Annotated in this window: 12 protein-coding genes; 6 read left to right on the top strand and 6 right to left on the bottom strand. The window is 39.2% G+C overall.

Annotated elements, in window-relative coordinates:
* Positions 1–2 precede the first annotated feature (2 nt).
* On the bottom strand, positions 3–2,177 hold the full coding sequence (locus ACK8HY_RS07625) for a DPP IV N-terminal domain-containing protein (RefSeq protein WP_416133267.1): 2,175 nt from the start codon (positions 2,175–2,177) through the stop codon (positions 3–5).
* 55 nt (positions 2,178–2,232) lie between these two features.
* The gene (locus ACK8HY_RS07620) at positions 2,233–3,621 is read right to left on the bottom strand and encodes an aminopeptidase P family protein (RefSeq protein ID WP_416133266.1); all 1,389 of its coding nucleotides are present in this window, start codon (positions 3,619–3,621) and stop codon (positions 2,233–2,235) included.
* A 505-nt stretch (positions 3,622–4,126) separates the two neighbouring features.
* Between ACK8HY_RS07620 and ACK8HY_RS07615 the strand changes: the two genes are divergently transcribed.
* Positions 4,127–5,008 carry an AraC family transcriptional regulator gene (locus ACK8HY_RS07615; RefSeq protein ID WP_077432611.1) on the top strand — a complete coding sequence of 294 codons (882 nt, stop codon included), beginning with the start codon at positions 4,127–4,129 and terminating at the stop codon, positions 5,006–5,008.
* Between the two features lie 322 nt (positions 5,009–5,330).
* On the opposite strand, the gene fabF is transcribed toward ACK8HY_RS07615, so the two are convergent.
* The 3 genes from fabF to ACK8HY_RS07600 form a co-directional block, all read right to left on the bottom strand.
* Positions 5,331–6,569, bottom strand: coding sequence for a beta-ketoacyl-ACP synthase II (gene fabF, locus ACK8HY_RS07610; RefSeq protein ID WP_077432612.1), 1,239 nt, complete (start codon positions 6,567–6,569; stop codon positions 5,331–5,333).
* 60 nt (positions 6,570–6,629) lie between these two features.
* The gene (locus tag ACK8HY_RS07605; RefSeq protein WP_077432613.1) at positions 6,630–7,223 is read right to left on the bottom strand and encodes a TetR/AcrR family transcriptional regulator; all 594 of its coding nucleotides are present in this window, start codon (positions 7,221–7,223) and stop codon (positions 6,630–6,632) included.
* A gap of 84 nt (positions 7,224–7,307) precedes the next feature.
* A complete protein-coding gene (locus tag ACK8HY_RS07600) occupies positions 7,308–7,934 on the bottom strand; it encodes a helix-turn-helix transcriptional regulator (protein WP_416133265.1) in 627 nt (208 codons plus the stop codon).
* A gap of 194 nt (positions 7,935–8,128) precedes the next feature.
* Between ACK8HY_RS07600 and ACK8HY_RS07595 the strand changes: the two genes are divergently transcribed.
* The 5 genes from ACK8HY_RS07595 to ACK8HY_RS07575 all read left to right on the top strand — a co-directional run bounded on the left by ACK8HY_RS07595 (position 8,129) and on the right by ACK8HY_RS07575 (position 12,709).
* Positions 8,129–8,755: a superoxide dismutase gene (locus ACK8HY_RS07595; protein ID WP_416133264.1), complete on the top strand. Its 627-nt coding sequence runs from the start codon at positions 8,129–8,131 to the stop codon at positions 8,753–8,755.
* 44 nt (positions 8,756–8,799) lie between these two features.
* On the top strand, positions 8,800–9,291 hold the full coding sequence (locus ACK8HY_RS07590) for a DUF2480 family protein (RefSeq protein ID WP_217699973.1): 492 nt from the start codon (positions 8,800–8,802) through the stop codon (positions 9,289–9,291).
* A gap of 6 nt (positions 9,292–9,297) precedes the next feature.
* A complete protein-coding gene (locus ACK8HY_RS07585; protein WP_416133263.1) occupies positions 9,298–9,870 on the top strand; it encodes an NADPH-dependent FMN reductase in 573 nt (190 codons plus the stop codon).
* A gap of 278 nt (positions 9,871–10,148) precedes the next feature.
* The gene (locus ACK8HY_RS07580; RefSeq protein WP_175991925.1) at positions 10,149–12,071 is read left to right on the top strand and encodes a sensor histidine kinase; all 1,923 of its coding nucleotides are present in this window, start codon (positions 10,149–10,151) and stop codon (positions 12,069–12,071) included.
* A gap of 14 nt (positions 12,072–12,085) precedes the next feature.
* Positions 12,086–12,709, top strand: coding sequence for a response regulator transcription factor (locus ACK8HY_RS07575; protein ID WP_416133262.1), 624 nt, complete (start codon positions 12,086–12,088; stop codon positions 12,707–12,709).
* 17 nt (positions 12,710–12,726) lie between these two features.
* On the opposite strand, the gene cydB is transcribed toward ACK8HY_RS07575, so the two are convergent.
* Positions 12,727–13,803, bottom strand: coding sequence for a cytochrome d ubiquinol oxidase subunit II (cydB, locus tag ACK8HY_RS07570; RefSeq protein WP_416133261.1), 1,077 nt, complete (start codon positions 13,801–13,803; stop codon positions 12,727–12,729).

Raw genomic sequence — 13,803 nt, 5'->3', positions numbered from 1 at the left:
GTTTATCTTCCACCTGGAGGGCAATGTTGTTTTAAATAGTTTGTATACAATGTTCTGAGATGCTCATAAGTCCCTTGTCCTTCACTGATCGAATGGCTGCGGTTGGGGTAGGACATCAGCTGAAATTGTACATTATTTTTTATGAATTCATCTATCAGAACTTCTGCATTCTGATAATGAACGTTATCATCTCCCGTTCCGTGTATATACAGTAGATTTCCTTTTATATTTTTAGCATATTTCAATGGCGAACCATTCTCGAAGTCTGCTAAATTTTCTTGAGGAAGTCCCATGTAACGTTCCTGGTAGACATTGTCATAAAGCAGTTGGTTGGCAACAGCGGCTATTGCGATGCCTGTTTGATAGATTTGTGGATATTGTCCCAGCAGATTGAGCGTGCTCGACCCTCCACCGCTCCATCCCCAGACTGCTACGCGCGAGTTATCGACAAAAGGCCATTTCAAGATCTCCTGAGTAGCTAATGCCTGGTCGCGAATATTGAGTTGACCAATGTTACGATAGATACTTTTGCGCCAGAGACTACCCTTAGGAGCGGGTGTACCTCGATTGTCCAAGGAAATATAGATGTATCCATCCTGAGCCATACTTCCTTTATATAGGCTGTTGTGACCTGCACTAAAGTTGTCCAAAACAGTTTGTGAAGCTGGCTCGCCATATACCATAAAGACTACAGGATACTTTTTATTGGGATCGAAATCCAATGGTTTAACCATCCAGCCATCTAGTTCTATCCCTTCGGAGGTTTTAACTTTGAAAAATTCAGCGATACCATCTTGCGCTTTCTTTTGACGTTTGACCTCAAAATCTACTACCATCCGATGTGCGGGAAGGTCGATAACAGCATCCTGTTTGAACTCGGCGCGGTTACTGAAGCTGAAGATAGCGGTCTTGCCATCTTTCGAAATATCATAATCGCAGGTGCCTTCAAAAGATGCTGGTGTGAGCCTTTTGGGCGAGCCGCCTTTCGTGGAGATACTATAAAGATATTTTTGCGTCGCATTCGTAGGAGAAGCAGTAAAATAAATTGTTTCTCCTTTTGGGTCAAGAAAATCAAGATTAATAATATCGTAATTTGCGTTGGTAATCAGTTTTTCATTGCCTTTTAGGTCGATTTGATAGATTTTTCGCCAGCCGTCTTTTTCGGATACCCATATAAATGCTTTCCCATTTTGTATCCAGTCCCAGCCCGAAGGATCATTATTATTCCATCTTGCCTTAATATCAATCCAAGAGTCGCTCGTTTCCTGATGTATCGATTGAACTTCATTGGTCACGATGGACGCTGTATAGATCTTGCTCTCGTTTTGTTTCCTGTTGAGCTGTTGCAAAATAAGCTGTTTGCTGTCCATGCACCATTCCATGCGTGGAATATAATGTTGTTCAGGATCCCCCGGAATATTGATCCGGCTATTCTTACCAGTAGCGAGTTCGTAAGTCCATATGGAGCAGGCGCTTGGAGACTGTCCTACTTTAGGATATTCTACCGGGATGGTAAACGAGTAAAGACTATCCGTATTATTAATCATTAGAAAATTACGGATACTATTTGCATCAAGTTTCCAATAGGCAATGGAGAGACCATCGGGGGACCATCTGAAACCATCTTTGCAACCAAATTCCTCCTCATAAACCCAATCGAAAGTTCCATTGATCATGCGGTCTGTACCATCCTTCGTTACTGCATGAGTAGTTCCTGTCGCCAGATCTTCCACATAGATATTATGATCTGCTTTGTTCACATAAGCTACTTTATTCGCTTGAGGATTAAATTTAGCAAACATCAGCTGGGACGACGGAAATTGGCGGCCTAATTGAGTCAATTGGTTGGATTTCTTATTGTACACCCAATAATCGCCCCGCGTATTTTCACGCCATACTCTTTTGCTGTTGGTGTAGATTAAAATGAGTTCCTTATTCCCGGAGATTGAAAAATTTTCAACTTTCAATGCGGCATTGCCGCCTTTTGGAATAAGAGCCTGTTGGGATAAAAAGATTCCCCGGTTTCCATTTTTTGGATTCACAATCTCAATCCCTTTATCCGAAAACTCATAATATTGGTCTCCAATATCTGTCCAGAGTCTTTGTGCAAAGAGTGGATTGGATAGGTAAAGAACCAATAATAGCTTTGCAATAATAAAATGTCTAATGCTATTCATTTGTATATAATTGTTTAATCTATAGAAGATGCGTTTGTTGTCCCTGCTCATGTAACTAATCGATTGCATTATCTTTTAAACGATAAATTTCTTCTACTTCACGTTCGAGATATTTTCCAAGACGTCGGTAACCATTTTCTTCAATAAGATAATTGTCTTCAATACGAATTCCCCCAAAATCAAGATGTTTCTTTAGAAAGTCATAATTGACAAAATCCCTATGAAGATTTTGCTGCTCCCATAGCTGTGTCAGTTCAGGGATCAGGTAGATGCCTGGTTCAACAGTAAGTACATTTCCTGCTTCCAATTCTTTCCCTAATCGCAGAGACTTAAGACCAAAGGTCTTGGTATCCTTGGGCTCGGATTTGCTGTAGCCTACATATTGTTCGCCTAGGTCTTCCATATCATGTACATCCAATCCGAGCAGATGACCTAGACCACATTGAAAGAATAAGGAATGGGCATGGTTGGCAACAGCATCTTGTGGATTACCTTTCATGAAACCTACCTGTATTAGTCCATCCACAAGAGCTTCACAGGCTTTTAAATGGATGTCTTTAAAGCGTATTCCAGCGGTCAATAACTTTTCTGCTGATTTAAATGCATGTAAAACGACCTGGTAAATTTCCTCCTGTAGCGTGGTAAAACGTTTGCCAACTGGAAAGGTACGTGTGAGGTCAGAAGCATATCCCAATGAGGTTTCAACTCCCGAATCATTCAATACAAGATCCCCCTCATGAACTTGATGGAATTGCATATGGTTGTGTAGGATCTCACCTCTTTTCGTAACGATGGGGGGATAAGAAAAGGTCATGCCCTGATCCTGTGCGAAATGCTGCATGGCATTGCTGATCTGATATTCATAACAACCGGGTTTTGTCATCCGGATAGCAAGACGATGCATGTCAACTGCTACGTCTACAGCTTTTTCCAATTCGATAATTTCTGCTGTTGATTTAATACTGCGCTGTGCAGCTACAGCTTGAATTAAAGGTATAGATGGTTGAAGCTGTTCAACAGGACAGTTAAATAATTTCCCGAGCAATAGCTTATTGTGCGATTGATAGGGGGGGAGGTAATGAAACATATGTTGGCCATGTTTTACTATATAGTCAACGAGCTGCTCAAAGGGAAGTAATTTATTGATTCCCGAAAGAGCCGCTTTTTCTGATAGCGTTTGTTGCTGTCCCATCCAGACAATATCGTCGATGGTCATTTCATCCCCAAATAGCAAAGTTTCTCCATTATCAATATCAAGTACAGCCGCTAATTGGGGGCTTTTTATCCCGATATAATATAAAAAACTACTGTCCTGGCGAAAAGGATAGGTGTTGTGTTCAAAATTGATCGGGTTTTCAATATTTCCTAAGAATAGGAGTTTACCCGAAGAAAATTTTGAAATAAGCTCGTGCCTGCGGCTAGTATAGATTTCTTTTTTAAACATATTTACGAAAATTAAGAGCGCCGATTTCTAATTAAGATTTAAAAAGGCGCCTTATTAAGATTTAAAAAGGTATTATTAACATATATAATATAAGAGCCAATATCGTAAATTTAATCTTTTAATTCTTGAAGGCTCCCATTCAAGAAATGGTATTATGGATTGTATTTTAACGTTGTTACAATTGCCTATTTTTACTGATTAATTCATGAAAATGGAATAATATCGGTATTTAATAAAGTTCTAGGTTTCTATTGAATATTAATTATCACAATTTATCAAAGTCTAATTGTATTTTAACCTTGTTTTTGTAAGATAAGGAGTTTTGATTTCTTGTTTTATGAAAGATTGAATAGAAAAATTACAGATTGCTAAATATTATCACATGATATACATATTTTGTTTTTATTTTTTCAAGTATTAATAAGGATATGTTTACTTGTTACGTAGTTATTATATTTATATTAACTAAACAGCAGTAAATACAAATATAAACTTACGAAATCCTATGAAAGCGCTCCAATTTAATGTGCCAGCAATGCAAGGCCAAAGCTTAACGATACAAGAAGATATTTTAGAGACTTTTTACCCTCACCTTCATAGGCATCAGGAAGCGCAACTTATGTGGATCGTAAAGGGAAGAGGGGTATTGATTGTTGAAGATACTTTACATCCTTTTAAGGAAAATGATATATTCTTTTTGGGAGCAAATCAGCCGCATGTATTTAAGTCCTCTTCCCAGGATGGGTTTTCAAATGAGTCCCGTTCGATCTCGATTTTTTTTGACCCAAACGGTAAGCTCAAATTCTTATTCTCTTTAGAAGAATTTGAATCATTAAATCAGTTTATCTATAATAATTCCTGTGGTTTTAAAATTCCGGAGGAATATTTTAAGCAGATTTCAGAACGCGTTTTACAATTGAAGTCTTCGGATCAAATCGACAAATTGATGCACTTTTTCTACCTATTGAGGTCTTTGGCGAATATATCAAGAGAGACGGAGCCACTTTGTGCAGAGAGGGCGGAAATGTTGGATACCATTCATAGCACAAACCGGATCAATATCATCTGTAATTATATTAAAGAAAATCACAAACATGATCTTAGCCTGGAGGAGGTTGCGGACTATGCAAGCCTTACGCCGCAGGCATTTTGTCGATATTTTAAAAAACACTGCGGAGTTACCTTCGTAACTTATTTAAATAGAATTCGCGTAAAAGAAGTCTGTAATCAATTGACCGAAGATCACCTAGATAGCGTTTCGTTTATCGCTTACAGCTGTGGTTTTAACAGTATTACAAATTTTAATAGAGTGTTTAAGCAGATCATTGGTTGTAATCCAAAAGAATATGTGCAACAGTATAAGCAAACATTATACTCTGTAATTTAATGCAAAATTATGTGCTGAAAAATTGAAAATATCTACTCCATCGTTTTCATAATTCAATTCAGGACATTGCCTTCACGTAGCGGCGGCTGGGTATAGCAATTGCTAAAAAATGTTTGCGGAAAAATAAAATTTTTCATTCGGTTTATGATATAAAAATAAAGAAGATCAGATGATTTTTTTGTCCATATGGGAATTTGAATAAACAAAAAAAGGTTTTCAAACGGGGAGAATGAAAACCTTAAATAACCAATTATAAACCTAAATTATGATGACACAAAGATAGTGTGTTTATTACACTTTGTCAAATTTTTTTTAAAAAATATTAAATCTTTTTAAAGAGGATACTCGAATTATGCCCACCAAAGCCGAAAGCATTGCTCATAGCGGTTTGAACATTCTTCTCCAAGGGCTGATTGATAACAATGTTGATGCCTTCGGGAATTGCAGGGTCGATATTTTCGATGTTGATGCTCGCTGGAATAACATTATTGTTTATCGACTTTATGGCGACAATTGCTTCAATTGCTCCCGCGGCACCGAGCAGATGTCCAGTCATTGACTTGGTTGAGCTTACCCAAAGATTGCTGGATGGACCGAATGCAAGTTGCATGGCTTTCAGTTCAGCAATATCGCCCACAGGGGTAGAGGTGGCATGAAGATTCAGATAATCCAACTCGGTACTGTTCATTTGAGCTTCTTCCATCGCCAAGGACATTGCTTTGGCTGCACCTATACCTTCGGGATGAGGTGAAGTCATATGATAGGCATCTGCTGTCATTGATGCGCCTACAAGTTCGGCATATATCTTTGCGCCCCTTCTTTTGGCATGTTCGTATTCTTCCAGTACCAGAGCTCCCGCACCTTCGCCCATGACAAAGCCGTCGCGATCCCGATCAAAAGGCCTACTTGCCCTTGTCGGATCATCGTGTCTGCTGGACATTGCTTTCATCGCAGAAAAACCACCGACTGAAGCTGGAGTAATGGGGGCTTCTGAACCACCACTGATAAAAACTTTGGCCTTCCCTAATCGAATGTAATTGAATGCATCCATGAAAGCCGTATTCGAAGTCGCACAGGCAGACACTGTTGTATAATTTATTCCCTTCAAACCAAATTTCATCGATATCATCCCTGATGCCATGTTAACAATAAGCCTCGGAACGAAAAAAGGACTGAACCGTGGCGCGTAATTGCCTTTTACATAACTCTCAACTTCATTTTCGAATGTTTCCATTCCACCTTGACCAACACCCCAAATAACACCTATATCAAATGGATCCATGATGTTGGGATCCAAACCAGAATCTTCCAGCGCCTGGGATGCGCTATATAAAGCATATTGTGTAAATAAGTCACTTCTCTTGATCTCATTTCTGTCCAGGTACTTTTCCGGTTGAAAGTTCCTGACCTCACTTGCGATTTGCGTCCGAAATAGAGATGCATCAAAACGGCTGATGATAGCAGTATGATTTTCACCTCGTAAAATATTCTCCCAGAATGTATCAACATTCTCGCCCAAGGGGTTAATTGTCCCCATGCCGGTAATGACTACTCTTTTCATTTTTTATTTTTTTTCATTAATATTCAATATACCGATTGGTATATATTTTGTTAAAAAAAATTAGATTTTGATCTCCCGATCGACCATGTCTTTCATATTGTCCAAGACAATACTTAGATCTTTAGCCCGGCCGGAAATCTTTGCAAGTAAAATCCCACCCTCAATCATCGCCATGAAAATAATTGCAAATTGTTCGGTAGAAATATGCTTTTTAAATTCTCCATTCTTAATTCCTTCGTCCAATATCGAAATCAATCGTTCTTTCCAAAGCGTAAACGACCGTTTGACCTTTGGGGTTAAAAAAGGGAGGGAATCATCCACCTCAACTGCAGCATTCATCAGCGGACATCCCCCTGAAGCAGCGATATTTTTGAAATTTTCTTTGTAAAAATCAAAAAAAGCGAAGAGTTTTTTTAAGGCCGTCCTGTGGGGGCTGATCTGCTGTTCCACAGCGTTGGCAATTTTTTTGCTTTGATAACTATAGACCTGGAGGGCTAAGTCATCTTTGTCTTTAAAATTACCATAAATACTTCCTTTTGTTAGGCCCGTAGCTGTTGTAATGTCCGAAAGTGAAGTAGCAAAATATCCTTTTTTATTAAAGATTGGGGCTGTCTTCTCAACGATAAATTGTCGGGTCTGTTCCGCTTTTGACATAATGACACTATTCTTTGGATGCAAATATAAAAAATACTTTTCGGTATATTATTTATTTCCATGGATGTACCTGAAAAAGTTACATTATTTTCTTTCCGTTATGCGATAGGTACAGCGGGAACCATTTTCGATCAGGTATTCTATTCTAACGATCGAATAAGATGGACCGATAAGCTGTTGAAAATTGTGGAGTTCTGAACGACAAAAACCTTGACATTCAGTCGCTGCGGCACAAATGGGACAGTGATTCTCAATGAGAAGATAAGATTCTTCATCTTTTCTCCATTCAGCCATATACCCCTCTTCCGTTCTTTTGCTGGCAATGATATCAAGTTTGCTTTCGATGGATTTACTAGCAGACAATGCTTTTCTATATTTCTCATATACTTTTGATTCCCGATCGCTGATCAGTAGATCCAAAGCATTCTCACCGAGCAACTGCTTAATGGATTGCAGCAGTTGTACCGTAATGTCAGCATGACTATCCGGGAATTTTGCAAGTCCTAGCGCTGAAAGACAATAGTAGGTCGATGGCCGGCCTCTGCCTTCACTTCTCGCATAGGATTCAATCAAACCCTGGTTAGCAAGATTGAGTAGCTGTTTGCGGGCGCCCTCCTTTGTAATACCTAATTCTATCGCAATAAGAGCGGCGGTAACCTCACCCCGCATTTTTAATAACATTAATATTCGATCTGCTGGAGTCTTTTGCATTTGGCAATTAAAAAGTTGTTTTAATTCTAGTCAACAAAGATACTGTTTTTCTTATTGTCGCTATAATGCATGATAATAAAGTTTTTTCTCACGACGGAATAATTTTATGACATTAATAAAACAACTTATTGGTTGTTTTATTAATGTCTATTATTTAGTTTTGAATCATTATTGAAACAATAAATTAGAATAATATGAGCATATTTCAGTTACCGGATTTACCCTTTACTTATGGGGCACTTGAACCTTATTTTGATCGGGAGACAATGACGATTCATCATCAAAAACACCATCAGGCCTATGTCGATAATTTAAATAAAGCCCTAATTGGTACAAATGCTGAAGGCCTTGAATTAGAAGATATATTGGCACAGGTGAGTCAGTATAGTCCTGCTATACGTAATAATGCGGGCGGACATTATAACCATTCCTTGTTTTGGCAAGTTCTATCTGCCTCACCGAAAACCGCGCCTACCGGAAAGTTGGCGAGTCAAATAGATGCAACTTTTGGTTCTTTAGATGAGTTGAAAGCGAAGGTGAAAAATGCTGGACTTGGACAATTTGGTTCAGGATGGTCCTGGCTTTACATCAAATACAACGGTACTTTGGATGTAGTGGCTACAGCCAATCAGGACAATCCATTAATGGATACACAATTCACCAGTAGAGGAGTTCCCATTTTGGGAGTTGATGTATGGGAACATGCCTACTATTTGAAATATCAGAATAAAAGAGCCGATTATTTGGATGCATTTTGGTCTGTCCTGGACTGGTCTGCAGTCGAAAAGCGATACGAAGAGATGATTGGCAAACTGATATAGCATGTTAAATGTTTTGGGTAGCGGAGCTAATAATTATAAAAAGCATGTTTGTAAATAAGGTTGAGAATTCGGGTATATTGGCGCTTGATCTCATTGATTTCAAACCCACAGTTGACATTATAGACTTTGACATTAAAACCCTTTTTTTCCAGGAAATGATCGTCAAAGAAAAGGAGTTTAAAGCGGCTCTTGCTGCATTGGAATTGACCCCTTATAAAGGCAAAGCTGTCGCTTTTACCTGTTCCGCTGATGCCATTATTCCTCCTTGGGTTTATATGGCTTTAGCGGAGAAATTTCATGCTGAGGTAGCATATTATGATTTTAAAACTGTGGAAACGCTGGAATTGGAATTATGGACACAGAATTTGACCAGGGCAGATCTGTCTTCCTATCTGGGGCAAAAGGTGGTTGTAAGGGCGAGACCAAATATGCCTGAATCACTTTATATGTTAGCTGCCGAACGTTTAATTCCGATTGTTAAATCATTGATGTACGGAGAGATCGGAATGCCAAAAGTTATTTTTAAAAGAGCATAGAAAAGAATGAAAGCATTGATATTTAATGGCGCTCTGGAGCGTAGACAAGAGTCGACTTCAGGAGTATTGTCTAATTATTTTGCCGAAAAATTGAATCAGCTTGGTATTGAGAACAGTGTGTTTAATCTCGCGGATAGTGGCATACCACTTTTTGATACAAGTCTCAGTAGGATACCCAATAGTGTAAAGATCATGAACAGTCTTTTTCTGGAGGCAGATCTACATTTTTGGTTATCGCCTTTATATCATGGCGGTGTGCCGGGGGTAATGAAAAACTGTTTGGATTGGCTGGAGATAAGTGCAAAGAATAGCCCGGCCTACCTCACCGATAAAACTGTAGGTCTGGTTTGCTGGGCAGATGGTGTACAGGCTTTGCAGGGGATCAATGCGATGGATGCAATAGCTAAATCATTACGGGCATGGACTTTACCTTTTAGTGTCCCCATTGTAAAAAGGGAGTTATTTGGAAACAGTGGTTCAAAAGAACTATCGTCGAAATATAGCTGTAAATTGGATCTGTTGATCAATATAGCAACTACGCGAACGGCAACGTTTGAAACATTATTGGGACGTTCCTGAAAATATTGTTTCCATAAAGGCAGTTTATAAATTACTGCTGCATCTTATAATAAAGCACCTCAATATCCATTGGGGTGCTTTATATGTTTTCAAAATTGTTTAGTTTTGAGAAACCGTGTATGGGAGTGTTCATCATATTCATCGAATTTTCCGGAATAACACAGCTATGGAGCCGCATCTCAAAAAAATGCAATATACTGTATTTATTATTCATCAGATATAAGTTTTAGTTAATGAGTTTACAACGTATAGTTTGGTTAAAGTTAATTGCATGTTGTATGCTGTATTTTACTGTACAGCTCAGCCGGGCCCAAAGTTTTCTGCCCTTAAATGAGGATCAATATCGGGCTGATGCCGAAATGCTGTTGAAGTCGACCTCAGAGGATAGTGTAAGGGCACTACAATACTTTTATCTATCGGATTACTACCGCTTTCGGGATACGCTGAAATTCTGGGAAAATATGCGGCAGGGAGAGCGATTAGCTAAGCCCTTTCGAAGCCTTCGGGCTATGGCTGCACTTTACAAAAGCATTTACTATGGGCAATTTTTGGACAGTAAGCATGCCGGGATAGAAGCCCAAAAATGCATAGATATCCTTGCTGATACCAAACTGCCCTTTGAGCAAGAGCTGTTGGCCAGAGCATGGTATAATCTGGGATTAATTCGGTTCCCAAAAAAAGGCTTTGCTGATCTCCTGGATATACTTAATAGTAGGTGTATGCCCTATGCCAAAGCACATGATCCCCTCATGGAAGGGGCTATAAATACCATGATTGGTATGGCCTTTATGTCATCCAATCAATTGGCGAAAGCAGATGAATATCACCAGTTGGCGATTAAACAGCTGGAGCAGCAACCAAAGAGTACAACGCTATTGGTCGCCTATTTAAATGCTGTTAGCACTTATTGTTATCAAGTCCGATCAAAGGAGGCCCGGCTATTGTTAGATAAAGTCAAGGTCATGTTGGGCGATAATGCCAACTCCTCGCAATTGCCCAATTACTATTACAATGAAGCACTTTATTTTACAACGAAGCAGCAAACTGATGAAGCGTTGCGCATGCTGAATACTGGTTTGGATTGGTCTAAGAAAACGAACAATTGGAGATCTTACCAGATGATGCTGTTTAGAAAGTTTAATGTCTATTTGATGCAGAAAAAATATGCTGAAGCGAAACAGCCCTTAGAAGAGATTATAAAAAATGGACTGTTGACACGTGATCTCTATAACAGTAAAATTGTTTATAGCCAACTGGCCGCTGTAAATGAATTAATGGGAGATTACAAAGAAGCATTGAAGATGTCGAATGTTGCAAATAAGCTCTCGGATAGTATACAGAAGGTTCAGCTTTTGGAAAAAATGAATGAAATGGAGGCTAAATACAAAGCCGTCGAAAAAGAAAAAGTGATTTTAAATCTTCGCGCAGATAAAGAACGTAACCAGCTAAAGGTTTTTCTTGTCTTGGGTATTGCTGTTTTACTTTTCATAGCTGTTTTATTTGCCACTTTTTCTTATAGGAAACAACGGAAGCTGAATGGACAGATCCAGATGAATCATGAGATTGCTTTGGAGAAACTGGCGAAGGAAAAACAGCTGCAGATCTCTGAGTCTATGCTAAAGGCCGAAGAGCAGGAACGGCAACGTATTGCGCAAGATTTACACGATAGTATTGGCGGGATGCTGACAGGATTGAAATTTAAGATCGCTGGAGAGCAGACTGGAGAATATGATCTGAAGGACGAATTACCGCACAAACTGAATGATATTTTGGGTGAAGTACGACGTATATCGCATAATCTGATGCCCGAGTCATTGCGGCAATTTGGTCTGATAGCAGCATTGGAACAATTATGTCTTTCAATGAAAAATAATAAGGTGCAGATCCAATTTGAAAACTATGAGGACGAAGTACAGCTCGACTTCCAAAAAGGGTTGGCAATCTATCGGATTGTCCAGGAGGCAATCTCAAATGCATTGAAATATGCAGATGCAGACCTTATTATTGTTCAGGTAAGTAAATCAGCAGCAATATTGCAGGTTTTGATAGAAGACAATGGAAAAGGATTTGATGCTTCTGTGGCAAATTATGGAATGGGATTAAATAATATTGTCAAGCGTATTAACTGGATCAATGGATCTATTGAAATACGGAGTAAACCGGGATCTGGTACCCAAATTGAAATAGGAGTAAGTGTTTAGCTAAAAACCAGTGTATGAAAATTATTGCCGTACTAGACGATCATCCCCTGTTGCTGGAGGGGGTGACTTCTTTTCTTAATAATCAAAAAGGGTACAAGGTATATTCCTTTCTAAAGGAAGTATCATTGATGGAATTTCTGAATACCACGGAAGTTGATTTGGTACTTATGGATATGCAGCTCTTGAATATCAGCGGACTTGAGGTTTGTGTACAATTGAAAAAATTATTTCCTTGGGTTCCTGTTGTCGCATTGAGCAATATAGCCGACCGCAATCTTATTTTTCAGTTTATGCAAAATGGCGGAAATGGTTATATATTAAAGGATGTGTCCAATGATGAATTTCTTCGTTGTGTGCATCTTGGACTGGACAGAAAGGTAGCCCTTTGCGATAAAGCAAAGGAGCTTTACACGGGAGCTGTTTCTTCCCTGCAAGATCTTCCACGGTTAACACAAAGGGAAAAGGAGATTTTGACAATGATTGCAAATGGCCATACCAGTAATCAGATTGCAGAGAAACTATTTTTAAGCCCTGTAACGATCGAAACACATCGACGTAATCTATTGACCAAATTTAAAGTGAAAAACATGATTGAACTGGTGCAACTTGCACTAAAACATAAATTATTGGAGCTCTAGTTTGTTCCTGTGATGGTCTAATGCTCGCCATAGCCTACGTCATCGAGTTTTCCTTTAAAGACTCTAAATTGAATAACGAAATAGGCTACGACCAAAATCGCTGCAAAAATAAACCATCCCAATCCTACAGAAAGGCCATACTCATGTGCTGCCGCATTCTGTATAGTGAGTGAAGGGTTCACTTCATTGGTTGATGGTAATAGGGTTGGAAACATAGAGGCGACTGTGGTTGCAAAGCTCCCCAGGATAAATAGGGAAGAAAAGAGGAAACCTGTACCGTCTTTTCTGAATGTTCTGATCCAGAATTGCCCTAGCAGGCCTATCGTCGCAATTAAGGGAAATACCCAAAGCCAATAATGATGTTGAAAATTATTTAAGGAGATTGGTTTTACATAATGCCAGATATAAGCCGATAAGCCTACTAATAATAGCAATACGAAATTCAACTTGAATATGATGGTTTTGAGACGCTGATTGAGAGAACTGGATGTTTTCAATATGACCCATCCAGCACCGTGGATCGTAAGTGTCACTACCGCGACTAAGCCCAGTATTAAGGTAAACCAGTCAATGATGCCCTGATGTTCGGCCAAGGGGTCGAATGTCGGGTTCCAGAGCGCCAGGAAGAAGTAATGTGGCTCTTGTGTCGATATCCCATTTTCCACCATCCCAAGATTGACTCCGCGCACGACATTGCCTAGAGCAGCGCCAAAAAATAGGGCAAGGAGTAAACTGGCTAAACCAAACCCTTTATCCCATAATGCCTCCCAAAGTCTATGATGGATCTGTCCCCTCAGTTCAAGACTTATTGCTCTAAAGATCAGCAGCCATAATACTAACATCAGCGGGAGGTAGAATCCGCTGAAAGATGAAGCATATAATGTTGGAAAGGCGAAGAATAAAACACCACCGGCTGCGATTAGCCAGACTTCATTGGCATCCCAAAATGGGCCGATTGCATTTGTTACAGCCTTTTTCTCCTGTTCGGTCTTTGCAAAGAATAAATGTACAATTCCTGCTCCAAAATCGTAGCCATCAAGGACAATGTAGATACCCAACATGAAAGTCAATACAATAAACCAGAATATTTCCAT

It is taken from the genome of Sphingobacterium sp. NGMCC 1.201703 (assembly GCF_047784615.1).
Lineage (GTDB): Bacteria > Bacteroidota > Bacteroidia > Sphingobacteriales > Sphingobacteriaceae > Sphingobacterium.
This window is presented reverse-complemented; position numbering and strand designations above follow the sequence as displayed.